Here is a 23,819-nt window from a genome sequence, read left to right as displayed (position 1 = left end):
AAACAAATTTAGTATTTATAATAATACATTGCCGCTATTTTAAACTACAAAATTTCAACAATTCAACAATCTTATTATATCAGGCCAGTAAGCCCGAAAACTTCCATGCCCCACCCTGTAGGACTACCTTTGATTATCAATAAAAAAACAATATAAACGCAATTATGCCATTTGTAAAGGGAGTATCAGGATGCCCAACCGGAAGACCAAAGGGCAAAAGAAAAAAGCCTGTTAAACCAATCCTGGAGAAACTGCTAGAAAAAACTCTTCCGGTGATAGAACAGGAAATATCAACATGCGATCCTGAAACCAGGAGAAGTTTTTTTAAGGATTTAACTAAGGTAGTATTAACATTAAATGTGTAATGGAAAAATTTAACAAAGCCCTCTATGACGAGGCAGTCAATGATTTTTATCAGTTAATTAAAAGGTATCAGGGTTATGTTTCTGATTCTTTAAAAAAATTAGAAATAGAACTAACGAATGAATTGTGGTTATCTTTTGTCTCTGAAGGAAGCAAGAAAGTAAGAGAATTTGTTTCTGATAAAATTAACTCAAACAAAAGCATCTATTTGCCATCACCGAACCTCGCTCCTATTCAAACTGTATTGACGGAGATTCAAAACCTGCATTCTGCCATGATCGAATCATATCACAGGCCAATTAATAAAGCGAATTTAATACCTCTTACATCATGCGGTTTAGATGCTGTAATCAACCCAGATGCGCTAGATAAGCTAAAGCAAGTATGCACCAATTCAATAGATGATAATTTGGTAAAATCACTTGAAAAATTCATTAAATCATATAATGAAGTAAACGCAATTCACCCAAAGTCAATTCAGGTTGAAAGTAATTACCTGGTACATGGTGAAGACGGCAATTTGGAATTGACTTTTAATAAATTATAAAAATGAACGTAGAAAGATTATTGAAACAGGTACTAAACGAGCCTGAAAAGCATGTAAAAGCTTTAAACTCATTTAAAGAGACCTACGAAGGGTTGCAAATTGGAGAATACTCAATGGACATTTTAACCGATGTTATTGAAAATGGCACCTTCAATATTTCTGAACGATTTAAAGAGGCTGCAACGGCCCAATTAGATAAATCAGGTATTACCAGTCCATTACTTAAAGCAAACCTACTGAAAGGATGCAATGAGGTTGTTTCGCAATTTGAGCAAGCCATTGACGGCTTAGTTAAATCAGCAATTGACGTAAATGACAAAGCTGAATTTGACAGGATTACGGATAAGCAAATGAAGGTAGAAGGAGTTTATGTTGGCGGTAATTGCATTAGAAACATCCATAGTGAATACAAATTACTCCGAACAGGCCGTGTTAAAGGCGGATTAGTAACTAAATGCAATAAAGTCATTGATATCGACAGCTCACAGGTTAGAATCGACAACGATCAATCAGACCATTTTTTATATGCTAAATGGCCAAGATCTGGAGGCATGGCAGTTCTATCAGCTTTTAAAGAGCCTAAAGAAAATACAGAAAAAAACTTTTACATTTTTTGGCAATCCGGTTTATTTCACGAAATCAATATTTAACATCAAATAAAGCGATAAACAAATGAGTTATTCAAAGGAACAACGCGAAAAGAACAACGCGTACATTGAGAAAACCTTATCTAATGCAACGAACCAGGACATAGCCGATGTTATTCAACAATGCAATTTAACATGGCCGGACGATAACGAGGTTATAGAGTTAGTTAAGGCAAAACAGGCAGAAATTTCATTAAGGGCCACACCAGAAGAAATTGAGGAAGTTTTTAAAAATATGAGGGTATAATGTTAAAAGACGACGAGGGTTCGCGAGTGCAAATGATCATGTTGAAACTAAGGCACTAAATTATACAGCTTTTTAAAACTTACTCGTCTTTAGTGTACAAAATAATAGCCTCAAATCACTAGAGACGAGTTTTTAAAAACTAACATACAGTTTAACAAATTAAAACCATCATGCTTAACATAACCTCAGACTTTACGCAAGATGAAATAAGTAACTGGATAAAAGAAGATCTTAATTCAATTATCTATGAAATGGGCGAGGTTATGTTTAAGGCCGGTTGCAAAGTGGTGGATCTGGCCCGGGCCAAAACAAAGAACGAGGGAGGTTTTGGGAATATAACATGGAACCTCCGAGGCTCTATTGGTTGCCTGCTTCTTATTGATCATAATATACCGGATGAGTTTATTTACTTCCCTCCTGTTTCAAAGGGCGAAGAAGGAAGGCAAAAAGGCATTGATTATGCCAGGGAAATCGCGCTGTTGGTTGATGATGGTGCTCCGGTCCTGATCATTGTTGCCGGGGAAGAATATGCCGGATATGTACAGGATATGGAGGACTACGACGTAATTGACGGCTCAACTAAGAGATTTGATAGTTTATTAAAACAGATTCTTAGCTAATGAAAACGGCATTTGATATAGTTAAGGATGTGAGAGGCATGATCAATGTGCCGGAAGTGTTAAATTACATTGACGGCAAAATCTACCCATTTGTCATGCCATCCAATAGTAGTAAGCAGAACATAACGGTGTCTGTTTTATCTGCAAATAACGATTGGATGCAAGAGGCAACCGTCAATATACGTATCCACTCCCCCAACATCAACGGAACGCTTCCTGATTTAAAGCATTACGATCTTATTTCAAAAATCATTTGCAGTTTAACAGATAGCCAGTATAGAGATACATTCCATACTGAAGTAATTGAACCTGGTCGACTTTATAGAGATCAGGACGGCAGTCACGTATGCGTGGTTCAAATAGATTATTACTCAATTCAAAATAATTACAAAAACATATAAGCTATGGCGAAAGGGATTACAGTCGGGGGGAGACAGCTTAATTATACAGCAAACCTAAGTATTGAAGAAGCTCTAAAAAGAGCAACAAAACTTAAATCTGGTTTTGATGATATGGTTGCCGCAGCGAGAAAAGTCGGTAACGTTCCGGTCAACACAAACCAATTAACTGGATATCAGCAAGCACAAATCGGATTAAAAAAAGCGCTGGCAGATTCCCAACTTGAAACTGAGAAGTTAAGACAAGAAACACAAAGATATAGGTCTGAGCTTGAACAGGGCAAGATTGCACAGCAAAACGTTAAAAATCAGCTTGAGGCGCTACGTGCGGTTGAGCAGATGTTAAATAACGATTTAAAATCAGGGCGGATTGTTCTACAACAGCATACCATTGAGATCGAGCGCAACAAAGCGGCCCAAGCACAATTGACGGCAACCTTAGCCCAGGGCAGAGTTGAGCAGCAAAATATCCGTACTGAGATTGCGCGGATGACACTTGCGAGAAAGCAGGAGGTTGAGGCGCAAAGGCAAGCCCGTAAGGCGGCTCAAGAAGTATCTGGTTCTTACAATGAGGCTCAGAAGAAACTAAGGGATTTAGGTAACGAGATCAAAAGCGCAGAAGGTGCATTCAAAAAGCTTACCCCTGAGTTAAAGGCAAAGGTCAAAGAATATAATGAACTAAATGAGGCCCTAAAGAAATTTGATGCCCAGATGGGGAACCACCAGCGAAATGTTGGTAATTACAAAGGTGCTTTGCGCAGCACAGCAGAGGATCTGCTTGGTTTTGCATCTGCATATCTTTCCGTTGGGAATGCTTTGACATTTGTATTCAACGAAACTTTAGCTTTTCAGAGGATTAAAACACCATTAACCTTTATCCTTGGTTCGGAGGGTGAAGCAAGCAATAAGTTAATCGAACTGAAAAAGTTTTCAGAAGATATAGGTGTTCAATTTTTCACCATTGCTGAATCGTATAAAAAATTTACCGCTGCGGCCAGAGCTTCTAATTTTGATTTAGGCGAATCGGAAAAGATTTTTAAATCAGTAACGAAAGCCGGGGCGGTTCTTGGATTATCCAGCGAACAGCTAGAGGGAACTTTGCTTGCCTTGCAACAAATGATCAGTAAGGGCAATGTGCAGTCCGAGGAACTAAGGGGTCAGCTGTCTGAGCGTTTGCCAGGTGCTTTTGCTTTAGCGGCCAAAGCAATGAACGTAACCGAGGGAGAGTTGGGTAACATGCTTAAAACTGGTCAGGTTGTTGCCAAAGACCTTTTGCCCAAGCTTGCTGTAGAGCTTGACAAGGCCTACGGAGATAAAGCAGCCAACGGTATTTCTGGCTTAAATGCGGAGCTGGCCAGGTTAAAAACTGAATTGGAATCGAACGCCGGTGATAGCAGTGCTTTAAGTAAAAGAATATTTGAACCTATTATCGTCGGCGCAAGAGAGGCTGTAAAAGAGATTGGTCAAATGTTCCGTGGATCGTTTGGGGAAAACTTAAGATATTTCTTCACATTTAGCAGCAGAGACCTTGCCAATCAGAGGCTAGTTTACGATCTAAGAGATAGTAGGCGTAATAATGAGAATGCTCAGACTGCTGCAGAACAATACAAAACAGAAGGAAAATCGTTAGCTGATTTAAGAACAAAATATTCTCAAATTACAGAAACATTAAGAAATTCTTATGACGCCAGGGCAAAGTTTATTAAAGGCGTAAAAGAAGGCACATTAAAAGAAACAAAGGACGCTACAATTGGGAATTACACGGCTATTGCAAATGGGTTGAATGCGCAACGAAAACGAATCGCAGACGCGATTCTGGACGCTAAGCACGCACAACTAAAAGCGAACAAAGAAACGCTCGATAGCGAACTTACCTCTATCACTGCGATTCAGAAGCGGATTGCTGAGCTTAAAAAAATGGCTGGTTCAGCAATCGCCGGCAGCGAAGTGTATAATCGGATCCAGGCATTGCAGGATAGGCTTAAAAAACCTGGATTACCAAAGTATGAGGCCGAAGAAACCGGGCAAAGAACCTTACAGAAACAAATTGACGATGCTATCGCTAGTTCGCAACGCAAACAGGTTGATGCTAATGCAAAGGAAGTTTTAGAGGTTAAGAAAAAGTATGCCGATTTACGCAAAGCTGCCGATGATCATAATAAGGAAGTTGATAAATACAATAATGCTCTCGCCAATAAAAATAAACGTAAAAAAATCAAAGTTGATGCCAGCGGATTAAATAAAGCCGAATCGGAGGAGACTGATTTTGTTGTTGATAAAGGTAAGGCCGAGGAACTTAAAACAGACTTAGAAAAAAAGAAACGCTATTACGAAGATTTTGAGAATTTCCGCACAAAGGTAGGCAAGGAAAAAGCTGAACAAAGGTATAAGGATCTGATCGACGTAAACAAAACTTATCGTCAATACCTGGATAGTATCGATGCCAAGCTTAATGGTGTGGACGATAAGACCAAAGGAGGTGATGGTGACGGCGAGCGCGTTGCCCAGCAAATTGCCGTTGTCAAAAAAGAGCGTGAAGCAATTCTTGTAGAGGAAGAAAAGAAATATCAGGATTTACTTTCCCAGCTGGTAAGCTATGAGGAAGAAAAGGCGGCAAAAATACAAAGTTATGAGGCTAAAAGATCTCAGTTAGTAAAAGATAATAGAACAGAAGAAATTAAGGTTCTGGATAAAATTCAATTTGAATCAATGGCAGCCTTTGAGGGTGAAAACGTGGAAAAGCTAACGGCATTCAAAGAACTTTTTAAAGGCATTGAAGATTTAAGTGCTGAAGCTGCACGTCGGGTAATTGGCAACGGGAAAGCCCTCATTGACGGCTTACTCAAAAAAGGAATCAAGCTTAGCCCAGAATTACAGAAAGAAATTGAAGATGCCTTGAAAAATGCCACAAAGTCTCTTAAGCTTCGTGTGCCGGAAGAATTGATTTTGATCGGAAACGAAATACAGAATTTGGCCGGATTTGCCGGCGAAGTCAACGAAGCTTTCGGGCAATGGGTTGGTACGCTCGGCGGGACTATAAGCGGTATAGGCCAGTTACGCAAAACGATGCTAGATTTCAAAGACCTTAAAAAGGGGGACACTCTTGGAGCTCTTGGTCTCGGTGCTCAAGCTATTGCAATAGGAGGCGGTATATTTTCGGGTATCACAAAAGCAATTAGCGGAATTATACAAAGTTCATATCAAAAGGTTTACGAGAGACGGGTTGCCGATAACGAGCTTCAGATAAAGCAAAGCGAGGCTGTTTCAAGGGCTTTGGACCGTCAATTGAGTTTGATAAACAAAGTTTATGGAACTGAGAAGCTAACGGCTTATAACCAGGCTTTGAAAGATATAGATTCCACTACTGAAAGTGTGAGTAAAAAGCTTAATGGAATGTTCCTAAATACGGGTAATTCAGAGCTTGACCGATTAATAGGTCTTTATAATAGCGGAACTCTTGAAACAAAAGGCTTTGACAGGGCTAGTTTCAATCAGCTTTTGGATAAAGGAGTTTTTAGGAATATTGACACATCCGATATTGAAGCCTTACGTAAGTTGATTGGGTCAGGGGCCTTGGATGCTACAGCCGAACGATATGCGCAGCAACTGGTTGACCTTAAAGATAAAAGCGTTGAGGCTGCAAATGCAGTAAAAGAAACATTAACAGGAACCACTTTCGAAAACTTTGCGGACAGTTTAGTCGACCTTTTTGCAAAAGGCACCGCCTCAGCTGAGGATTTTGGAAAAAACTTTGAGGATATCATGAAAAAATCAATACTAAACAGTTTTAAAACGAAAACTATTGCAACACAACTTCAAGCTTTCTATGATCAGTTTTCGGAGTTATCCTCTACAGGTCGCCAATTGACAGAGGACGAAGTAAAGATTTTAAAAGCTAAGTATGATACGATCATAAAAGAAGGTCAGAATGAATTCGACAATTTGCAAAAGGTGTCCGGAGTTAGTTTTTTGGATAATAGTAGCAGCACAAGTTCGGTCGGAAAAATTAGCGCTTCACTAACCGAGGCGACTGGTAGCGAGTTGTTAGGATTATATAGATCTCAATATGATATTTCGAAAAAGATTGAGATTAATACCAGACAATTAGGCTCATCTATTGGCGACTTATACCTGATTGCAAAAAGTAATTTTGAATTACAAGTAAAAATTGAAGCTAACACCTATAGGACGGCTGAAAATACAGAACCATTGAAGGCTATCAAAGCAGGGATAGATACGCTGGTCAAAAACTCGAACGCAAGCGGTAGCACAGGCTACGATCGTGGTATATAATACTCCAATAAGGGGTACAATAAAACCTCATTCAGATTAATGAATGAGGTTTTAAAAAATTAACATACATTCCAGCATACATTACCAAGTGTCATTTATGGCTTTTTCAAGGCCGGCCAAGTAGCTTGTTAGCCATTGATCAAATCCCGTCTTGATTTCGTCCTGGAATAAGAAATATCCAGGTTTATCTTTATATCTCATATAAATGCAGCGAATTTCTACTGGCTCAGGTGAATCCGTGTTTGCAACATAAAATCTGTTTTTAGATTTGCTGACTGTAAAAATCTCACTTATTTCAATGACATGCGGCTCAAATTTGATTTTCCCATCTTTGAACTGTAGTACAATATTATAATCGAAAGGGTATCTGTAAAGCCCTTTTGTCGCGGTTATTTCATCACTATAAGCATTGACGGCGATCGACTCGTTTTCAACAGAAGAAATAACCTGTTTGGGATTTTTATAAATGCTATTCAGATAGGTTAACGTTTTTTTGTACAACTCCGTTTTTGAAACCTTTGGATGATTGAGTACAATGTAATTTTTGGTGCTATCCGTTGATGATACAAAACCGTTGTGCTTTAACTCCATTCTAAGCACCTGAGCGTTTAATTTAGTAGCAGCTGCGGTAATGATCAATAAAAATAGTAAGCGTTTCATAAGCGATGATTGAGGTGTAAATATATGATTTACTGTCAATCCTATAGCAACAATTGATGATATAGCCCAGATTAGATTTGAAGATTTAGGTTTTTTGTTTTCCATGTTGCTTACGATTATATTTTGCATGCAAAAATATATCAGTGCATTACATAGGCTTTACGGTTAACCGGATTATGTTGTTTTTAATCTTAAAGCGATTATTTCTATTCCTCTGATTTCTTCTTCTCAGGCGCTCGACTGTAAATATCGTCAGCCAAATCTTTTAAAACTTTCCAGCCCTTTTTTAGATCATCTTCGGTCAGGCGGGCTAATCCGTTGCCTGACTTTCTGCCTGCAAGTTTGGCACTTAATGTCGTTCGGGCATATTTATTATCTGGAAACATTTTATCTGCTATCCCAGAGTTATTGATTTCCTCTCTTCCAAGCAAATCTTTAAAATCTTGTTCATTCATATCGCAAAGATAACAAGCTAAAACGATGTAAACTACAAATGTAGATTAATGACATTACTATGACTTTTATATCTAATTTATAATCTACATTTGTAGAGTACAAAAGGAAATAATATCATGAAATCAAGAGTTTTTAAAACAGCCTGGCAGATTGCCTCAAAATTCAAAACGTTTGCTGCGGCGTTAAATCACGCATGGGAATTGATTAAGTTAAAAAAATCAATGTTGTCCGGAGTTGTGAAGTTCACTTACAAAAGAATTGACGACTCAATTAGGCCAGCTGTAGGAACCTTAAAGGAAATTGATACTAAATATGCTTTCCAAGGTAACGCCCGGACGAAAGAATCAATGATCTACTTTGATTTGGAAATGGGTGCGTTCAGATCATTCAAAATTTACTAACCACTAAAAATACTGTTATGACTTACCAACAAAATAACACCTCAATAAAACAAGATCCTCGTTTCACAGGAGTTGATCACCATTGCCTTTTGCCTGGCGCTTCTATAATCAAATGCGATCACTGGGGCTGCAAAGTAACCGCCAAACAACCGCAATATTATCCCGGGTGGAAAAAATTCTTTTCAGATCGCGGTACTACGCGCTTTCATATCCATAGACGTGATTTCTCCCAGCTGAGTGCAGACCAATTAAAAAATGTACCTGCAGATATCAACCCGGACCTGGCTTGGTTAACGCCGATGCCTAAGGGTGATGGGGATAAGCCAAACTTAAATACTGGATGGATAGTAGAGGCCGAGGGCTATTGGCCAGACCGCAGCATCTATAATGCTGACGAGGTTGATTTTATTCATGTGGAGTATCAAACCATGAGAGCCAAGCAAAACGATGAGACAAAAGCCATAATTGCTACTCAGGATGTTAACAGCCTTAATTATCATGAAATGTTAACCGAGCAAGTTATGGATGTTAAAGAGGTGGCGATTTTTGTAGGAAAGGAGGTTGTGAATGGCTAGTTTAACAATTGATCTGAATTACATTACCGAAGATCAAGCCCGTCAGGTTATAAAAATGTTTGACAGTCCGGAGGAATATCAAAGGAATTTCAGCGCAATCAAGGCAATTACTCGCGGTATGTTCAAACTGATTTGCAACGAGCGGGGCAACCATAAAATCAAGGGTATGTTTGATACCGTGAATAACCTGCAAGGTATTTTGCTTTTGGAGGATTCTCAAGAAGTCGAACGAATACTTGAGGCAAGCGGGTTAATGCCGGATGTTTGGCAGAGCCATGTACCTGTCAACATAAACATGAATGATCTGCCGGTTATTAATGTTGACGAAATGTACGGTAAGAAGGGAGGGGAATCATGCTAAGCAATCCTAAAGCCGCAGCCCTGATCGCTAAACTCGAAAAATTAAATAAGGATGTTGCTAAAAGTGGCATCCTTATAGAAAAAATTACACCTGAGCAGGAATATTTGATTGATAAAATCATACATTCCTTTACAAAGGAAATTAGGCATATTGAAATTGCTACGCCTGTTTTGAGACTAGACCGGCTGAAGGTATTCCTGGAACATTTAAAAACCGGTAAGCTATCAAAAAAATTTGAGTTGGGCTATTATACAAATACCGCTGATTATGCAATCTTATTTCCCGAGCATTGGAGTTTGCAGATCAGCGACTTCGATAGACCTGTAGGCAAATATCTACCGATTGATTGCCATGTATCTAAGGGGGAACAGTTTTTCTACGGTTTAACGTATAAACAATATAAACACTTGTTTTATTCATACAACCAAAATTCTGAATGGGGTAATGTCCAGATTACTGGCAGAACCGGATTACCAAAATTTATCGAGAACATGGAACAATTCATTGACTACTTCGAGAAAGGGTGCCGTCAATGTTAGAGCTTCCGATCATCACAACTCACTGGCCAATTCCTATTCATACTCCTGAATGAATTTACTCGTTTATAATACATGGAAAAGCCAAATATAGCAATCATTGATAATGTTCTCATTGAAACCTTAATAGCTTCTATTATGGATTTTGAGAAACTAGTGCTCAATAAACTGGAAGAACTTAATGCGTTTAATAGGCCGTACCTTACGCTACAGGAAGCTTGCAAGTTGTTAAATAGGTCCACAAAATGGATGATGGCGCACAAACATGAGATTGGATGTAGCAGAGTAGGCCGTGATTGGATTTTTAAAAGAAAAGATATTGATTCATTCTTCAATCAAGGCTATTTTAAAAAATAGACGCACCGTACATTCATTAGAAAACCGTATGTAAAAAGGTATGCGTTAAAGAAGCAATCCCTTGTAAGTATTTAATTTACAAGGGATTTAAACTCTTTGAAGTACCCAGAAGCAGATTCGAACTGCCACGCCGTTGCCAGCGCCACCCCCTCAAGATGGTGCGTCTACCAATTTCGCCACCTGGGTTTATGCTGCAAATATATCATTTGAAATGAAAAAAAACCGGGTATTTATAAAAATATTGAGATTTAGGTTAAATCTTTTCTGCTTTTAGACGGTATGCTTATCACGACCACAGCCATCGGGATGGCTAGCTGCCCTGAACTGCCATAAATTTTAGCTCCCTGAAGAGTTTAAATCTCTAGTTTTAACCCGTCATAAGCCAGCCTGATATGCTTGGGCAAATCATTTTCAACATCGGCATGTTTACCTAAGTTATGGCTGATGTGTGTGAGATAGGTGAATCCGGCACCGGCTTTTTCGGCAAAAGCAATGGCCTCATCTAATGTAAAGTGTGAAATATGCGGCCCCTTCTGCAAAGCATTAATGACCAAAATTTTAGAGCCTTTTATTTTATTAAAACTTTCTTCTGATATGGTTTTAGCATCGGTAATGTAAGTAAAGTCGCCTATCCTGTAACCGGTAATAGGAAGCAGATGGTGCATCACTTCAAAAGGAATAATGGTGCTTTCGCCAATTTTAAAATCTTCGCCATTGGTTACGGTATGCAGGTTAATCTGTGGTAAACCATGATATTTGGTTTCGGCAAAAATATAGTAAAACTCCCTCTTGAGTGCCGTTTGAACCCGCTCTGTAGCATATACATCGATTACCTTATGCAAGAGGTAATTAAATGGCCTGATATCGTCCAATCCGGCAATATGATCTTTATGCTCATGTGTAAACAAAACTGCATCCAGGTCTTTTACCTGTTCCCGCAGCAATTGATAACGGAAATCCGGACCACTGTCTACCACCATCGTTTTGTCGGCAGTTTCTATTAAAATGGATGTCCTTAAGCGTTTATCTTTTTTATCCGGAGATAAACAAACTTCGCACCCACAGGCAATTACAGGAACGCCCTGCGATGTACCGGTACCTAAAAAAGTAACTTTCATTGGATTAAATTTCCTTTCTTATACCTATAATTCCTGCTGTATATCTCCATTAAAATAATTCGGTCTGTTGTAAGGATTGGTAAAACTGCCTTTGTTTTTCTTCAAGCAGGTTTTCGTCAGCATTGGTCTGTTTCACCAAAGTAACCAATGCGGCTATTTTTCCTTCCAGATTTGAAAATTTATTAACCACGATTATCTTATTGTGCTCCAGCAGGCAAGAGCCCGTTTTAAAGTTCCCCTTTTCGTAGCGTACCTTATAACCCAATGCAAAAAGCAAGGCCTCTAATTTCTCTAAAGTATGGTTTGTTAGTGGCAATGACATCGGAAACAAACTTAGATAAATCTGCGCAGCATTCATAAATCCGTTTGCAAAAAATATAGCTTTTTATGTTTTTACCACCAACTTACCCTTGTAGCCTGGTTTTTCCACCACGTCTGACACCTGAGAACACCTTTTTCTTAAAATGCCTGTAGGAGTGGAAACAAAAAAAGTTCAGCTGTTTCCAACTGAACTTCCAGGTTTCATTCCGCCTTTGCGGAAATTCGTTATTATCTTAAATCTACCACTTCAACGCCAGGATATTTTTTGGCATCAAAAGCAAATGTAGTTTCAGGTACATTTACGTTAGGCGAGAAAGTTTTCACATTATAGGTGTACTTGTTTCCATTTTTATCGAACAATACCACGTTTGCAATCTGTTTAGCCGCTTTATCAATGCTTAAACGAACTTTAAAGATTGATTTTTTAGCATCAACAGGGGTTAAGTCGATCATTTGATAGGTTTTACCCCCTGCTTTTTCATCGCCGGTATAAACGTATTTGAATCCTTTCTCATAAACAGTGAAAATTTTAGCAGGATTAATGGCATCGCCACTATTATCTACATTACTCACTTGCACTTCTTTGTCTTTTTTCAAATAAGTCCACTGGCTTTTACCATCGCTGAATAACTCCTGGTTGGTCATGGCCACTTTATACTTATTCGAATTGGCCTTTACATACAAGGTACCTTGCTGGGTTTCTTTTACTTTCGCTTTTGGATTATCCAAAGTGAAAGTAAAATCAGTTTTTACGATATTATACGATTTGTATTTTTTACTCACATCGGCTAAAATGGCTTTAGCTTTCGCATCAGTTTGAGCATATGTTGAAGTTGTAAAAGCAACGACAACCATGAATGCTGAAATTAGTTTCTTCATCTTTTCTTTTTTAATTTTTTCTTTGAAACGTTGGAATAGATTATTGTTAAATAGTTTAATCTACTCCTGATTATCAATACCATTCAAGAACTGTTCCAAAGAATACTCATCAGGGTATAAAACTTCCCTTGCTTTACTTCCTTCAAACGGACCAACAATACCTGCGGCCTCCAATTGATCAATAATTCGCCCGGCCCTGTTATAGCCCAATTTAAGTTTACGCTGTATCAACGACGTCGACCCCTGTTGATGCATCACAATCAGCCTTGCTGCGTCCTCAAAGAACTTATCGCGCTCGTTAGGATCAAAATCGGCCTTGCTTCCCTCCCCTGCTTCATCTATGTATTCTGGCAGTTGGTAAGCATCGGCATAACCGCGCTGGTTACCGATATATTCCGAAATGCGGTCAACCTCAGGTGTATCAACGAAAGCACACTGTAGCCTGATTAAGTCGCTACCTGTAGCTAAAAGCATATCCCCCCGGCCTATTAACTGATCGGCACCACCGCTATCCAGAATGGTCCGCGAATCGATTTTAGACAATACCCTAAACGCTAACCTGGCCGGGAAATTGGCCTTAATGGTACCCGTAATAATGTTTACCGATGGACGCTGTGTAGCCAAAACCAAGTGGATACCGATGGCCCTGGCCAGCTGCGCCAAACGTGCTATCGGCGCCTCCACCTCTTTACCAGCTGTCATCATCAAATCGGCGAACTCATCAACCACTAAAACGATGAAAGGCAAAAAGCGGTGACCATTATTAGGATTAAGCTTGCGTTTAATGAATTTATCGTTGTATTCTTTTAAATTCCTCACCTGTGCATCTTTCAGCAAATCGTAACGCTGATCCATTTCGATACAAAGTGAATTTAAGGTATTAACCACTTTCTTCGTATCGGTAATAATGGCATCGGCTTCGCCAGGGAGCTTAGCCAAAAAGTGTCTTTCAATCCGGTTAAACAGGGTTAACTCTACCTTCTTCGGATCGACCAGTACAAATTTCAGCTGTGCGGGATGTTTTTTAAATAACAGTGAAACCAGAATGGAATTAATACCAACAGATTTACCTTGCCCTGTTGCCCCGGCTACCAATAAGTGAGGCATTTTTGCCAAATCGGCTATAAAAACCTCATTGCTAATGGTTTTACCAAGTGCAATCGGCAGATCCATAGTGGTCTGGCTCCATTTTTCAGTATTCAGGATGCTTCGCATCGGCACCATTTCAGGGTGCTGGTTTGGTACTTCGATACCAATTGTACCCTTACCGGGCATTGGTGCAATGATCCGTATACCCAGCGCGGCTAACGAAAGGGCAATATCATCCTCTAAATTTTTAATTTTCGAAATCCTGACCCCCGGAGCCGGAATAATCTCGTAAAGGGTAACTGTAGGTCCAATTGTGGCTTTAATCTTATCGATTTCGATATTATAATGGTTAAGGGTTTCGACGATTTTATTTTTGTTGGCCTCCAGTTCTTCTGCATTAACCGAAATTTTATTGGTACCGTAATTTTCGAGTAAATCAATGGTTGGGTACTTGTAACCGGATAAATCCAGCTTTTCATCGTAATTGCCAAACTGTTCTACCAGGTCATCCGATTTTTTCTCTTCTTCGGTTTTTTCGATGGTAAATGCAGGTTCTTTTTCGTCTTCTATTGGCGGTTCTACCACTAAAGGCGTTGCCGTTGCTGCAGCAGAAGCAATGGGCAGATTGGTAGCCAAGGGAGATAATATTACAGGTGCTACGGTTTCTTCCTCTTCTTTTTCTTCGAAACGGCTTGGCTGTAACACCACGTTTTGTTGTTTACGTTCGTTGGTTACCGGTCTGTCAGGTAACACCGGTTCAATGGACGAAGAATGCTCATCGAAAGTTTTGTTTTTTATCACCTGCTCCCTGATGTCGTTTACATAATCAGGTGTTTCATTATCGAGGTAAACCTCTTTAGCCTTACGCTCCGGGAATTTAAAATCGATGTTATAAGCAATGATCAGTATGGTTAAACCGGCAAAAGCAATTAATCCGGCAACACCGGCAGCCCCGATTTGGGCACTTAACAATTTATTGCTCCAGTAACCAAATTCACCCTCCAGGTAATGCGGCGATTCTGACCAGAAGCTATGTGCAAAACCTAAGGTTAACGAGATAAAAAGTAAAAAGAAAAAGCTATAACCCAGTGTTTTAGAAATGGAAAGGATTTTAACTTTAAACAATAAACGGTAGCCAATAATAAAAAAGGCCAAAACGAACAGAAAAGAGGCAATACCGAACCATTCATAAATAAACTGGTGCGATAACAAGGCACCAAATTTACCCAACCAGTTTTGAACAACCGGCGTGGTCACTCCGGCAGTTTTTAATTCTTCGGATGTTTTAAACAGATTGCCCCAACCGCCATTTGCATCGATCACATAACTTTGGTCATCCTGCCAGGTAAACAGGTACGAGGTAAAGGCAATTAAAAAATATAAGGATAAGATCACAAAAAACAGACCTGCAATTTTAATTGCACGCCCATCTGCCAGATCGAACCTTGGTAAAAATTCTCTTTTTTCTTTGGTCTGACGGCCCGCCGAAGACCTGCCAGGTGTATTTTCAGCACCTTTATCTCTGAATGTATTGGTTTTAAACTGGTTACCCCGTACCGACATTTTCTTTCCTAAATAATTTAATATTGAACAAACTTAGATAAAACTGCGCAGCATTAATAAAAAAAATAATCACAAATGATGCCCGCAGATAATTTTATATAATCTGCCTTAAATTAAATAAAAATATTCATCGGGCATTAAACCTTAAACAGAAATTATAGTCTATTATTTTAACAACACACAAGTTGTTACGTTTTGTTAAATGAAACGGATTTTGTTTTAGGTTTTATCCCGTTTTGCCTGGAGGGGCTAAACGGGATTTTTTTTTTAAAAATGAATACTGATTCAGTGTTTATTTTGATCAACAAATTACTTTTTTCAAAACTTAATGTTATTTTAAATGTCAAATTAAATTAACATGAAAAAACTCAACTATTATACAAAAAGAATTTTGTACGCAGAATTGGTGCTCATTTTTGCCTGTTTGATTTTAAAAATAACGCATTTTGGAGGTATTACGACAAGCATTCTATTTGCCATTGGAAGTATCGGAATGATCTTCAGTATCATACTTATACTAATAATTATTTATAATCAAATATTTAAGCCTTCCAAAGAAACCTCTCAAATGAATTAAGACATGAAAACCTACTATCTGAAGAGAATTACAAATGGACAATTGTGCTATATGAATCTAAAAGACTGGGACGGACAAGTTGTCTGGTAATAAATTAGAATTTTGGTCAGATTACTAATAAAATACAAAAGCACAAACCATCAGGGACAGTCAGTAGTTTATTTATCAATGATTTTTGTTTTCAAAGTATAATGAGCTCTGTAAATTCTTGGCCTGGTGCTTTTGATTGTAAAAACGAGCAGGCCACAAACCATCAAGGCAAAGATAGCAAACCCTTAATCTTTATTTGTAGAGACATTATAGGTTTAACTCGTCGTTTAATTTATTTTTAAAGTTCTGAAGAGAAGGTTAAGATGGTCATATTATTTTGAAAAAGCAGGGTTCTGTGCACTTCGGTTACGATAGTCCTGCTATCACTACAAGTCCTCACTCATTTCTTCGCTCCGGGCTTTCCGTTCTATCAAGTTTATTTAACACAGGCCTGTAATTCTTAAGGACTTTAGACTTAGGATCAAAACCCCGCAGGTTTTTGAAACCTGCGGGGTTTTGATCTTTGTTAATTTGCCCTACACTATATATATTTAGACAATAAAGTTTACAATTCCTTAATTTTTGGTAATTTAAGTCGATTTTTAAATAATATTATGGGAATAGCGCAGCTCGAAGAACAAATTGAGGCCGGAAACTTACAGGCAGTAAAGCAAATTTTGGTAGAAAACCCCAAATTGGCAAATACGAATACTTCTCATCAAATTTCGCCCCTGTTACTGGCCTGCTACTATAAAAAGCAAGAAATAGCCGATTTAATTGCCGAGTTTACCGATAATTTAACCTTGTTTGAAGCCTGTGCAGTAGGTAAATTCGATGCGGCTACCCTAGCTGTTTTTCAAAACCCGGAGCGCGTAAACGAATTTTCTGATGATGGATTCACCCCGCTCGGTCTTGCCTGCTATTTTGGGCATGAAGAATTAGCCCGTTTTTTGGTACTGAAAGGTGCAGATGTTAACCTGGCTTCAAAAAATGGATTTAATGTATTTCCGATCCACTCGGCAGTTGCAGCTAACAATTTCAATATTACCAAAATGCTGCTGGATGCGGGTGCATATCCGAACGTTTGCCAGAAAGCAGGATTGGCTCCTTTACATACCGCAGCACAGCTAGGCAATATAGAATTGATTATTTTATTGTTAGAACACGGTGCAGAAGTTTCTTTACGTATGGAAGGCGGAAAACTACCTGCAGATTTAGCCGCAGAGAAAGGTTTTCATGAAATTGCAGAGATTTTGAGAGATGATGATTAGTTAGTCTGGAGTGGTGTGTCTTTAGTCAAAAGTCTGATTTGTTAACCATTTTCCATCGTCCATATTACCGCTTACATTATTCCCAGATCCTTAGCCGCATTCTTTTGATATAAGTCCTGATATCGAGCACAACAGCTGCCAAAAAATAGAATAATATCGGAAAACCCACCGCTAGAAAAGAGGAATAGATAAAAAACAAACGAACTTTAGCTGTACTCATGTTTAACTTGTTAGCCAAATAAGTAGAAACGCCAAAACTCTGCTGTTCGAAATAGGTTATAATTCTTTGGAACATTTTAAGCTCGTTTTAAAATCTTAATCACATATCGCAAGATAAATAACAGGAAACCGGATTCACATGACCTGGTTTCTTTTTCTTTACTCTAATTTAGGAATAATAATCGGTTAATTATTCAATAGCATACCGGCTTCAATTACTCCAAAACCAGTTTTTCAAAATCCTGTTTATCTTCATGTTTAATAAAAAGCGTCTGCGGCTCTTCCAGGCCGGAAAAATTTTGGATCAATTTCATTTTAAATTGGTAGATATCAACACCTTTATTTAATATAACGGTTAAGGCATCGGCATTGCCCCTAACTTCAATAATCTGATCGGGATAAAGTTCTTTTAACTCGTGAGGAAATTCCATACTATAAAAACGGATTATAAGTTAGAAAGTTTTATCAGGCTTCAGAATCTGATCAGGCCTGCTTTAAAATTTTAATTCCAATACCACAAGATAAGCATTTTTTCTCATTACAATATTGCTTTTTTAGCTGCAAAATGCCCTGAGAAGCAAATGCATGTCCGATTTTTACTCCGGCTCCTCTAAATTTACCGGTAATTGCATTTTCTTCAGCCGGCAGGCTTTCCAGCAACTTTATTGCCCTGCTGATGTAAAACTGGGTAGCGGTGTATTTGCCATAGGCAAACAAAAATAAGGCAACGGTATTAAGGAGAATATTATCTACCGAATCTTTACCGATCTGTATGTTTACACCGGGGGCTTCTTTTTTAAAATGATAATGCGTTTTCCAGTAATCGTTTACAGGCAGTTTTTCGAATAGGATACGCAAATCATTAACCTCTTTGATCTCCATAATTTTAGAAAAAAGATGGTTCGCCTTTACCATTAGCGCTGCAAACTGTGCCAGCCTGATGGTTGGGAAATTCTGTGGCCGCATGCGCATAAATTTCCATACCGAAACCTCTACAGGTTCAATGTTGTACTTCTTCCTGAGAAACGCGAATTCGGCTTTTAGCTTTCGAGGATACTCTTCTTCGAACTGATCAGTTAAAAATCCTGCTGCACCAAAAACCATGGCTTCAATCTGATACGGGTTATTTTTATGCTTCGAATAAATATGCTGTGGAACTGCTTTCGCAATCATTTCGAAAGGCAGTGCATTGATCTTGAATCCGAAATTACGTGCCATAAAACGGTAGAAAGTCTCCTCCCAATTCCCATTTAATTCATTCAGGGTTTCGATCACAGCATTTGTTTTTAGCTCGAAACGTTCGATCAGGGTTCTGGCTAAAAAAGAATCAACAATCAGTGGATCAACGGTTCCGATCTGAGCAATACAGGGAAAATCGGTAAGGGTAAGGAACAGGTTTTCATATTTTTTGATCAGATCGGCAGAAATGCGGTTTTTTAACTCGAGTACAGGTAATACCGTTTGATCCATTCTTTTAATTTCGGCATCATGTTCGTAAACCACATGCAAAATCACATTCTCGTAAGCAGGGTTTTTCTGGTGATGGTGTTTTAACCAATCTGACGACCGGAGGTGGATTTCTACATTGCCCGCCCAGGTGGTACCATCGATTTCGATCTTCGCATGAAAAAAATCCGGTCCGGCGTTTTTATTGAGCAATCCCGGATTGATAATTTTTAAACTTTCTCCCGCTACAGTGTGCAGCCCGCTATAATCAAACGACCTGAACTGCCATACATAATGAAGAAAATCTTCCGGAAAATTCATCCTTGAAGATAATGAATTTATTATTTGGCTACAACTAACTTATCAGTTTAAATTCTGTGCTGCTTTGGAGTAGTTAGGATTTTTTGGCACATGAAAAAGCCATTAACCTCATCAGGGTACATTTATACAGGCTCAATATGACAACTGATATGATTTTTTTTATACCAACCCCGCTTTGATCAAAATCTGCTCCATTTCCTGTTGCAGTTTTAAAGCTTCTTCCCTTGCCCTTTCGGCAAAGTCCTCACCCTGGCCGGCGTAAATAATTCCTCTTGATGAGTTGATCAGTAATCCGCATTGCGCATTTAACCCATATTTACATACTTCATTCAAATCGCCCCCCTGCGCGCCAATACCGGGTACCAGGAGGAAGTGGGTGGGTGCCAGTTTACGTACATCGCCAAAAGCTGCTCCACGGGTTGCCCCTACTACATACATCATCTGCTCATCAGTTGCCCAGTTTTGTGAGGTTTTAATCACTTTTTCGAAAAGTTTATCCTGGCCTACCTCCTGTAACTGAAAATCGGCATGCCCACTGTTAGATGTTAAAGCCAAAAGGATTACCCATTTACCTTTAAAATTTAAAAACGGCGTGATCGAATCGCTACCCATGTAAGGTGCTACGGTAACCGAATCAAAACTCATCTCGGATGATGCCGGATTAAAAAAAGTTTCGGCATACATGGCAGAAGTATTTCCAATATCGCCACGCTTGGCATCTGCAATAGAAAAAACATCCTGTGGAATGTATTTCGAGGTTTCGATCAGAGTTTCCCAACCCTTTTTACCATAACACTCGTAAAAAGCGGTATTGGGCTTATAAGCCACACACAAATCATGAGTTGCATCAATAATCTGTTTATTGAATTCCAAGATCGGATTTTCATATTTTAACAGGTGTTTCGGGATCTTATCTAATGAGGAATCCAATCCGACACATAAAAACGAACGTTTTTTTTGTATCCGCTCAAAAAGTTGCTGCTTTGTCATATATGGGCTTATTTGCTGCAAATATGAAGATTTTTAAGTTTTTCTGAACGATAAAATAATCCCCATCAGAATTATTTTTATAAACATTTTAAACTTTTGCTTGCAGATTACGTTTCAAATACATACAATTGCAACATAATTTCTCAACCGTTTATCTGAATATCCCAGAAAAATTTATCAAAACTTGTTTTTTGTTACCATTTTTTAAAAGCAAAAATTGCTTTTGTTCAGCTTATAAACAATTATGAAACACTTTGAACATTATCCCTAATGCACTCATTTATGTTTTATAGCCAAAGAACTTATACACAATAAAAACCAGGCTTGCGCTAACACAAATATTTTTAGGCCTGTGTAGATTTATAACAGAAAACGTCCGTTATAAACAAATGAAAAATTTCTTGAAACATATATATTTAGAATGTTTAGTAAAACAGAATTAAATGATAAGCTCACAACAGAATTACGTGAGCTGGCAAAAAGCTATGGCATTGAAGGTGCCGACTCCCTAAGAAAAATAGACCTTGTTGAAGTACTTTTACACCAACAGGACATCATAAATGCCGCTAAAGCCGGCGCAGATCCATATAGCGAAATCGAGCCCCTTGTAAATACGCCTGCACCTAAAACCAAAGCGGCTAAAGCATCAAAAACTGCGGCAGTTTCTGCAGTGGTAGCCGATAAGCCTATTGCTGCCACCGCTGATAAACCTGTTAAAAAAAGAGCACGATTACCTAAAGATGATACCGCAGCGGCGTCAACCGCAAGAAGAAAAGATGCGGTAACGTTATTTGACGAACCTCAGCATCAGCAACAGCCCGACAGGATTATTGAAGCTGAAGAAAGTGTAAAACCTATATCAGCTTTACTGGAAGAAAGTGCAGAAGTACTTCCGGTAGCGCCAAAACAAAAACAAGAGCCAAAAGAAAAACAGGAAAAACCACAACGTGATGAAAACCGCCAGCAAAAACAACCGGGCGGTGGCAACCACCACAAAAACGAAAACAGTTACTCTAACCTGGATTTCGATAACGTAATTACAAATGAAGGTGTTTTAGAAATTATGCCTGATGGTTACGGTTTCTTGCGCTCTGCAGATTACAACTACTTAACTTCTCCTGATGATATTTATGTATCTCAGTCTCAAATAAAACTTTTTGGATTAAAAACCGGCGATACCGTTAAAGGAAGTATCCGCCCGCCAAAAGAAGGCGAAAAATATTTCCCGTTGGTTCGCGTAGAAACGATTAACGGCAGAATTCCGGCTGAAGTTCGCGATCGCGTTCCTTTTGACTATTTAACACCACTTTTCCCAACCGAAAGATTAAACCTGTTTACGGATACGAATAATTATTCTACCCGTATTATGGATTTATTTACGCCGATTGGTAAAGGACAGCGCGGTTTAATTGTTGCCCAGCCTAAAACGGGTAAAACCAATTTATTAAAAGAAGTGGCCAACGCAATTGCCAAAAACCACCCGGAAGTTTACCTGATTATCTTATTGATCGATGAGCGCCCGGAAGAGGTTACCGATATGGCCCGTAGCGTAAGGGCCGAGGTAATTGCCTCAACTTTTGATGAACCGGCTGAGCGTCACGTTAAAATTGCCAATATAGTTTTAGAGAAATCGAAACGTTTGGTAGAAAGCGGACACGACGTGGTAATTCTTTTAGACTCGATTACACGTTTGGCCCGTGCATATAATACCACTGCACCGGCATCGGGTAAAATATTATCAGGTGGTGTTGATGCGAATGCTTTACATAAACCAAAACGTTTCTTCGGTGCGGCCCGTAATATTGAAAATGGCGGTTCACTGACCATTTTAGCTACAGCCTTAACCGATACAGGTTCTAAAATGGATGAGGTGATCTTCGAAGAATTTAAGGGAACCGGTAACATGGAGCTTCAGTTAGACCGTAAATTATCTAACAAACGTATTTTCCCTGCAATTGATATTACTGCATCAAGCACACGTCGCGACGATTTATTACACGACAGGGATACCTTACAGCGTGTATGGATTTTACGTAACCACCTGGCCGATATGAACAGTCAGGAGGCAATGGAATTTGTTCAATCTCAAATAAAAGGAACAAAAAGTAACGAAGAGTTCTTAATTTCGATGAACAGCTAAATTAAGGCCGAAAGGTAAAAGGCATAAGGCTTAAGGCTTCCTATTTGGTGTCTTAAGTCTTACAGCTTTAAAGGTTTTATGCTAGATTTGCATCCAAAACCCTACACCTTAAATCCCACACCTTAAACCTTATGAAAAGGCATCTTCCTAATGCGATTACCTGTTTAAACCTCTTTTCTGGTTGTATCGGAATCGTTTTTGCTTTTAAAGGCAATTTAGAAACTGCAGCATATTTCGTTATTTTATCTGGAATATTCGATTTCTTTGATGGTATGGTGGCCCGTTTGTTAAATGTGAAATCGGCCATTGGGAAAGACCTCGATTCATTGGCCGACATGGTTAGCTTTGGATTTTTGCCGGGCGCAATGATGTTCCAGTTGTTAAAATTAAGTGATTATCCTTCTGCTTACCTTCCTTATCTGGGTTTTTTAATCACTGTTTTCTCGGCATTAAGATTGGCTAAATTTAATAATGATGCCCGCCAGACAGAAGATTTTATTGGCTTAAACACGCCGATGAATACGCTGTTTATCTGCTCTTTGCCTTATGTTGCGGCTGATTACCCACAAGTAGTTTACTCGGGCATATTGCTCATTGCCATCACTGCTGTAACCTGTTTTTTGCTGGTAAGCGAAATCAGGATATTTTCTTTAAAATTCAGCAATCTAAGCTGGGCAAAAAACAAGGTCAGATTTATCTTTCTTATTCTATCGGTTATCCTGATTGCTTTTCTAAAATTCGCAGCAATACCTTTCGTTTTGGTATTGTATATTGCGTTATCTTTTCTTCATTTTAAGGGCGTAGCCCCTACCAATAAGGTTTAGCTTTTCGTTCGGTAAAGGATAAGCGCCGGGTGGACCTGATATAAATCTGCTTAATTACAGCTTTTTAACCTCAAGGGGATCTTTAATATGGAGAAAGATCGATAAAATTGTTTCTCCCAGCACAGGATGTACCACATCAGGTGCAATCTCAGCTAATGGTTCCATTACAAATTTCCGGTTTTGCATATGCGGGTGGGGTACCTGAAGCTTATCGGGTACATGGATGATTTCATTACCAAAAAGGATCAGGTCTATATCAATTAACCTTTCTCCCCATTTATCTTTTCTTATCCTTCCCAATTCCCCTTCAATACTTAATGCCCGGTCTAAGACTTCTAAAGCGCTTAAATTGGTTTGCAAAGCCACTGCCTGGTTTAAAAATGCAGGCTGATCGGTTTTGCCCCAGGCTGCAGTTTCGTACAACGAAGAAACCGATATTACCTTGCCAATTTTCTCATCCAATAGTGCAATGGCCCGTTTTAAATTTTCTTCCCTACTCCCCAAATTTCCACCGAGTAACAAATAAACCGTATTGCACTCTAAAGCTTTATTAAGCATCATGTATTTTTA

The 23,819-nt window shown here is 38.8% G+C and carries 26 protein-coding genes and 1 tRNA gene; 15 read left to right on the top strand and 12 right to left on the bottom strand.

What is annotated here, in order from left to right; all coding sequences use genetic code 11:
* Nucleotides 1-164 precede the first annotated feature (164 nt).
* The 7 genes from GGQ60_RS11230 (at nucleotide 165) to GGQ60_RS11200 (ending at nucleotide 7,115) form a co-directional block, all read left to right on the top strand.
* The gene (locus tag GGQ60_RS11230; protein WP_183763758.1) at nucleotides 165-365 is read left to right on the top strand and encodes a hypothetical protein; all 201 of its coding nucleotides are present in this window, start codon (nucleotides 165-167) and stop codon (nucleotides 363-365) included.
* On the top strand, nucleotides 365-910 hold the full coding sequence (locus GGQ60_RS11225; RefSeq protein WP_183763755.1) for a hypothetical protein: 546 nt from the start codon (nucleotides 365-367) through the stop codon (nucleotides 908-910). The genes GGQ60_RS11230 and GGQ60_RS11225 overlap by 1 nt, the downstream gene beginning before the upstream one ends.
* A gap of 2 nt (nucleotides 911-912) precedes the next feature.
* On the top strand, nucleotides 913-1,560 hold the full coding sequence (locus GGQ60_RS11220) for a hypothetical protein (RefSeq protein ID WP_183763752.1): 648 nt from the start codon (nucleotides 913-915) through the stop codon (nucleotides 1,558-1,560).
* A 22-nt stretch (nucleotides 1,561-1,582) separates the two neighbouring features.
* The gene (locus GGQ60_RS11215) at nucleotides 1,583-1,804 is read left to right on the top strand and encodes a hypothetical protein (protein ID WP_183763750.1); all 222 of its coding nucleotides are present in this window, start codon (nucleotides 1,583-1,585) and stop codon (nucleotides 1,802-1,804) included.
* 170 nt (nucleotides 1,805-1,974) lie between these two features.
* Nucleotides 1,975-2,424: a hypothetical protein gene (locus tag GGQ60_RS11210; RefSeq protein WP_183763747.1), complete on the top strand. Its 450-nt coding sequence runs from the start codon at nucleotides 1,975-1,977 to the stop codon at nucleotides 2,422-2,424.
* Nucleotides 2,424-2,825, top strand: a complete 402-nt coding sequence (locus GGQ60_RS11205; protein WP_183763744.1) for a hypothetical protein — start codon at nucleotides 2,424-2,426, stop codon at nucleotides 2,823-2,825. The genes GGQ60_RS11210 and GGQ60_RS11205 overlap by 1 nt, the downstream gene beginning before the upstream one ends.
* A gap of 3 nt (nucleotides 2,826-2,828) precedes the next feature.
* On the top strand, nucleotides 2,829-7,115 hold the full coding sequence (locus GGQ60_RS11200) for a tape measure protein (protein WP_183763741.1): 4,287 nt from the start codon (nucleotides 2,829-2,831) through the stop codon (nucleotides 7,113-7,115).
* Between the two features lie 81 nt (nucleotides 7,116-7,196).
* On the opposite strand, the gene GGQ60_RS11195 is transcribed toward GGQ60_RS11200, so the two are convergent.
* Both GGQ60_RS11195 and GGQ60_RS11190 read right to left on the bottom strand, forming a co-directional pair.
* A complete protein-coding gene (locus GGQ60_RS11195) occupies nucleotides 7,197-7,880 on the bottom strand; it encodes a DUF4468 domain-containing protein (RefSeq protein WP_183763738.1) in 684 nt (227 codons plus the stop codon).
* A 101-nt stretch (nucleotides 7,881-7,981) separates the two neighbouring features.
* Nucleotides 7,982-8,230, bottom strand: coding sequence for a hypothetical protein (locus GGQ60_RS11190; protein ID WP_183763735.1), 249 nt, complete (start codon nucleotides 8,228-8,230; stop codon nucleotides 7,982-7,984).
* A 117-nt stretch (nucleotides 8,231-8,347) separates the two neighbouring features.
* Between GGQ60_RS11190 and GGQ60_RS11185 the strand changes: the two genes are divergently transcribed.
* The 5 genes from GGQ60_RS11185 (at nucleotide 8,348) to GGQ60_RS11165 (ending at nucleotide 10,461) form a co-directional block, all read left to right on the top strand.
* Nucleotides 8,348-8,632, top strand: a complete 285-nt coding sequence (locus GGQ60_RS11185) for an SH3 beta-barrel fold-containing protein (RefSeq protein WP_183763733.1) — start codon at nucleotides 8,348-8,350, stop codon at nucleotides 8,630-8,632.
* Between the two features lie 17 nt (nucleotides 8,633-8,649).
* Nucleotides 8,650-9,207, top strand: a complete 558-nt coding sequence (locus GGQ60_RS11180) for a hypothetical protein (protein WP_183763730.1) — start codon at nucleotides 8,650-8,652, stop codon at nucleotides 9,205-9,207.
* Nucleotides 9,200-9,568 carry a hypothetical protein gene (locus GGQ60_RS11175; protein WP_183763727.1) on the top strand — a complete coding sequence of 123 codons (369 nt, stop codon included), beginning with the start codon at nucleotides 9,200-9,202 and terminating at the stop codon, nucleotides 9,566-9,568. Before GGQ60_RS11180 ends, GGQ60_RS11175 begins: the two co-directional genes overlap by 8 nt.
* Nucleotides 9,562-10,107 (top strand): hypothetical protein, encoded by a 546-nt coding sequence (locus GGQ60_RS11170; protein WP_183763724.1) that lies wholly within the window; start codon nucleotides 9,562-9,564, stop codon nucleotides 10,105-10,107. The genes GGQ60_RS11175 and GGQ60_RS11170 overlap by 7 nt, the downstream gene beginning before the upstream one ends.
* Nucleotides 10,108-10,179: 72 nt before the next feature.
* Complete coding sequence (locus tag GGQ60_RS11165; RefSeq protein ID WP_183763721.1) at nucleotides 10,180-10,461, top strand: helix-turn-helix domain-containing protein; 282 nt, start codon at nucleotides 10,180-10,182, stop codon at nucleotides 10,459-10,461.
* 102 nt (nucleotides 10,462-10,563) lie between these two features.
* On the opposite strand, the gene GGQ60_RS11160 is transcribed toward GGQ60_RS11165, so the two are convergent.
* The 5 genes from GGQ60_RS11160 to GGQ60_RS11140 form a co-directional block, all read right to left on the bottom strand.
* Nucleotides 10,564-10,647, bottom strand: a tRNA-Leu gene (locus GGQ60_RS11160).
* A gap of 167 nt (nucleotides 10,648-10,814) precedes the next feature.
* Entirely contained in the window at nucleotides 10,815-11,579 is a 765-nt protein-coding gene (locus GGQ60_RS11155) for an MBL fold metallo-hydrolase (protein ID WP_183763718.1), read from the bottom strand.
* A 49-nt stretch (nucleotides 11,580-11,628) separates the two neighbouring features.
* On the bottom strand, nucleotides 11,629-11,901 hold the full coding sequence (locus tag GGQ60_RS11150) for a hypothetical protein (RefSeq protein WP_183763715.1): 273 nt from the start codon (nucleotides 11,899-11,901) through the stop codon (nucleotides 11,629-11,631).
* A 227-nt stretch (nucleotides 11,902-12,128) separates the two neighbouring features.
* Nucleotides 12,129-12,779 carry an outer membrane lipoprotein periplasmic chaperone LolA1 gene (gene lolA1 / locus GGQ60_RS11145; RefSeq protein WP_183763712.1) on the bottom strand — a complete coding sequence of 217 codons (651 nt, stop codon included), beginning with the start codon at nucleotides 12,777-12,779 and terminating at the stop codon, nucleotides 12,129-12,131.
* A 60-nt stretch (nucleotides 12,780-12,839) separates the two neighbouring features.
* Entirely contained in the window at nucleotides 12,840-15,431 is a 2,592-nt protein-coding gene (locus GGQ60_RS11140; RefSeq protein WP_183763709.1) for an FtsK/SpoIIIE family DNA translocase, read from the bottom strand.
* 1,221 nt (nucleotides 15,432-16,652) lie between these two features.
* On the opposite strand from GGQ60_RS11140, the gene GGQ60_RS11135 reads away from it, so the two are divergent.
* Nucleotides 16,653-17,309, top strand: a complete 657-nt coding sequence (locus GGQ60_RS11135; protein ID WP_183763706.1) for an ankyrin repeat domain-containing protein — start codon at nucleotides 16,653-16,655, stop codon at nucleotides 17,307-17,309.
* Nucleotides 17,310-17,385: 76 nt separating this feature from the next.
* Here GGQ60_RS11135 and GGQ60_RS11130 read toward each other — a convergent pair whose 3' ends face one another.
* The 4 genes from GGQ60_RS11130 to pyrF all read right to left on the bottom strand — a co-directional run bounded on the left by GGQ60_RS11130 (nucleotide 17,386) and on the right by pyrF (nucleotide 20,285).
* Entirely contained in the window at nucleotides 17,386-17,604 is a 219-nt protein-coding gene (locus tag GGQ60_RS11130) for a PspC domain-containing protein (protein ID WP_183763703.1), read from the bottom strand.
* Between the two features lie 139 nt (nucleotides 17,605-17,743).
* Nucleotides 17,744-17,959: a hypothetical protein gene (locus tag GGQ60_RS11125; protein WP_183763700.1), complete on the bottom strand. Its 216-nt coding sequence runs from the start codon at nucleotides 17,957-17,959 to the stop codon at nucleotides 17,744-17,746.
* Nucleotides 17,960-18,011: 52 nt separating this feature from the next.
* Nucleotides 18,012-19,295: a DUF2851 family protein gene (locus GGQ60_RS11120; RefSeq protein WP_183763697.1), complete on the bottom strand. Its 1,284-nt coding sequence runs from the start codon at nucleotides 19,293-19,295 to the stop codon at nucleotides 18,012-18,014.
* A 159-nt stretch (nucleotides 19,296-19,454) separates the two neighbouring features.
* Entirely contained in the window at nucleotides 19,455-20,285 is an 831-nt protein-coding gene (gene pyrF, locus GGQ60_RS11115) for an orotidine-5'-phosphate decarboxylase (RefSeq protein WP_183763694.1), read from the bottom strand.
* Nucleotides 20,286-20,706: 421 nt separating this feature from the next.
* Between pyrF and rho the strand changes: the two genes are divergently transcribed.
* Both rho and pssA read left to right on the top strand, forming a co-directional pair.
* Entirely contained in the window at nucleotides 20,707-22,425 is a 1,719-nt protein-coding gene (gene rho, locus GGQ60_RS11110; RefSeq protein WP_183763691.1) for a transcription termination factor Rho, read from the top strand.
* Between the two features lie 131 nt (nucleotides 22,426-22,556).
* Nucleotides 22,557-23,249 (top strand): CDP-diacylglycerol--serine O-phosphatidyltransferase, encoded by a 693-nt coding sequence (pssA, locus tag GGQ60_RS11105; RefSeq protein ID WP_183763689.1) that lies wholly within the window; start codon nucleotides 22,557-22,559, stop codon nucleotides 23,247-23,249.
* A gap of 54 nt (nucleotides 23,250-23,303) precedes the next feature.
* On the opposite strand, the gene folK is transcribed toward pssA, so the two are convergent.
* A complete protein-coding gene (gene folK / locus GGQ60_RS11100; protein WP_183763685.1) occupies nucleotides 23,304-23,810 on the bottom strand; it encodes a 2-amino-4-hydroxy-6-hydroxymethyldihydropteridine diphosphokinase in 507 nt (168 codons plus the stop codon).
* Nucleotides 23,811-23,819: the final 9 nt, after the last annotated feature.

This window comes from Pedobacter zeae (genome assembly GCF_014196715.1).
Lineage (GTDB): Bacteria > Bacteroidota > Bacteroidia > Sphingobacteriales > Sphingobacteriaceae > Pedobacter > Pedobacter zeae.
Note: the sequence above shows the minus strand (reverse complement) of the source record. Positions and strands in the feature narration are given on the sequence as shown.

Coding starts and splice junctions, on each gene's coding strand:
- GGQ60_RS11230 (WP_183763758.1), top strand. CDS start 165: ATGCCATTTGTAAAGGGAGTATCAGGATGCCCAACCGGAAGACCAAAG.
- GGQ60_RS11225 (WP_183763755.1), top strand. CDS start 365: ATGGAAAAATTTAACAAAGCCCTCTATGACGAGGCAGTCAATGATTTT.
- GGQ60_RS11220 (WP_183763752.1), top strand. CDS start 913: ATGAACGTAGAAAGATTATTGAAACAGGTACTAAACGAGCCTGAAAAG.
- GGQ60_RS11215 (WP_183763750.1), top strand. CDS start 1,583: ATGAGTTATTCAAAGGAACAACGCGAAAAGAACAACGCGTACATTGAG.
- GGQ60_RS11210 (WP_183763747.1), top strand. CDS start 1,975: ATGCTTAACATAACCTCAGACTTTACGCAAGATGAAATAAGTAACTGG.
- GGQ60_RS11205 (WP_183763744.1), top strand. CDS start 2,424: ATGAAAACGGCATTTGATATAGTTAAGGATGTGAGAGGCATGATCAAT.
- GGQ60_RS11200 (WP_183763741.1), top strand. CDS start 2,829: ATGGCGAAAGGGATTACAGTCGGGGGGAGACAGCTTAATTATACAGCA.
- GGQ60_RS11195 (WP_183763738.1), bottom strand. CDS start 7,880: ATGGAAAACAAAAAACCTAAATCTTCAAATCTAATCTGGGCTATATCA.
- GGQ60_RS11190 (WP_183763735.1), bottom strand. CDS start 8,230: ATGAATGAACAAGATTTTAAAGATTTGCTTGGAAGAGAGGAAATCAAT.
- GGQ60_RS11185 (WP_183763733.1), top strand. CDS start 8,348: ATGAAATCAAGAGTTTTTAAAACAGCCTGGCAGATTGCCTCAAAATTC.
- GGQ60_RS11180 (WP_183763730.1), top strand. CDS start 8,650: ATGACTTACCAACAAAATAACACCTCAATAAAACAAGATCCTCGTTTC.
- GGQ60_RS11175 (WP_183763727.1), top strand. CDS start 9,200: ATGGCTAGTTTAACAATTGATCTGAATTACATTACCGAAGATCAAGCC.
- GGQ60_RS11170 (WP_183763724.1), top strand. CDS start 9,562: ATGCTAAGCAATCCTAAAGCCGCAGCCCTGATCGCTAAACTCGAAAAA.
- GGQ60_RS11165 (WP_183763721.1), top strand. CDS start 10,180: ATGGAAAAGCCAAATATAGCAATCATTGATAATGTTCTCATTGAAACC.
- GGQ60_RS11155 (WP_183763718.1), bottom strand. CDS start 11,579: ATGAAAGTTACTTTTTTAGGTACCGGTACATCGCAGGGCGTTCCTGTA.
- GGQ60_RS11150 (WP_183763715.1), bottom strand. CDS start 11,901: ATGTCATTGCCACTAACAAACCATACTTTAGAGAAATTAGAGGCCTTG.
- lolA1 (WP_183763712.1), bottom strand. CDS start 12,779: ATGAAGAAACTAATTTCAGCATTCATGGTTGTCGTTGCTTTTACAACT.
- GGQ60_RS11140 (WP_183763709.1), bottom strand. CDS start 15,431: ATGTCGGTACGGGGTAACCAGTTTAAAACCAATACATTCAGAGATAAA.
- GGQ60_RS11135 (WP_183763706.1), top strand. CDS start 16,653: ATGGGAATAGCGCAGCTCGAAGAACAAATTGAGGCCGGAAACTTACAG.
- GGQ60_RS11130 (WP_183763703.1), bottom strand. CDS start 17,604: ATGTTCCAAAGAATTATAACCTATTTCGAACAGCAGAGTTTTGGCGTT.
- GGQ60_RS11125 (WP_183763700.1), bottom strand. CDS start 17,959: ATGGAATTTCCTCACGAGTTAAAAGAACTTTATCCCGATCAGATTATT.
- GGQ60_RS11120 (WP_183763697.1), bottom strand. CDS start 19,295: ATGAATTTTCCGGAAGATTTTCTTCATTATGTATGGCAGTTCAGGTCG.
- pyrF (WP_183763694.1), bottom strand. CDS start 20,285: ATGACAAAGCAGCAACTTTTTGAGCGGATACAAAAAAAACGTTCGTTT.
- rho (WP_183763691.1), top strand. CDS start 20,707: ATGTTTAGTAAAACAGAATTAAATGATAAGCTCACAACAGAATTACGT.
- pssA (WP_183763689.1), top strand. CDS start 22,557: ATGAAAAGGCATCTTCCTAATGCGATTACCTGTTTAAACCTCTTTTCT.
- folK (WP_183763685.1), bottom strand. CDS start 23,810: ATGATGCTTAATAAAGCTTTAGAGTGCAATACGGTTTATTTGTTACTC.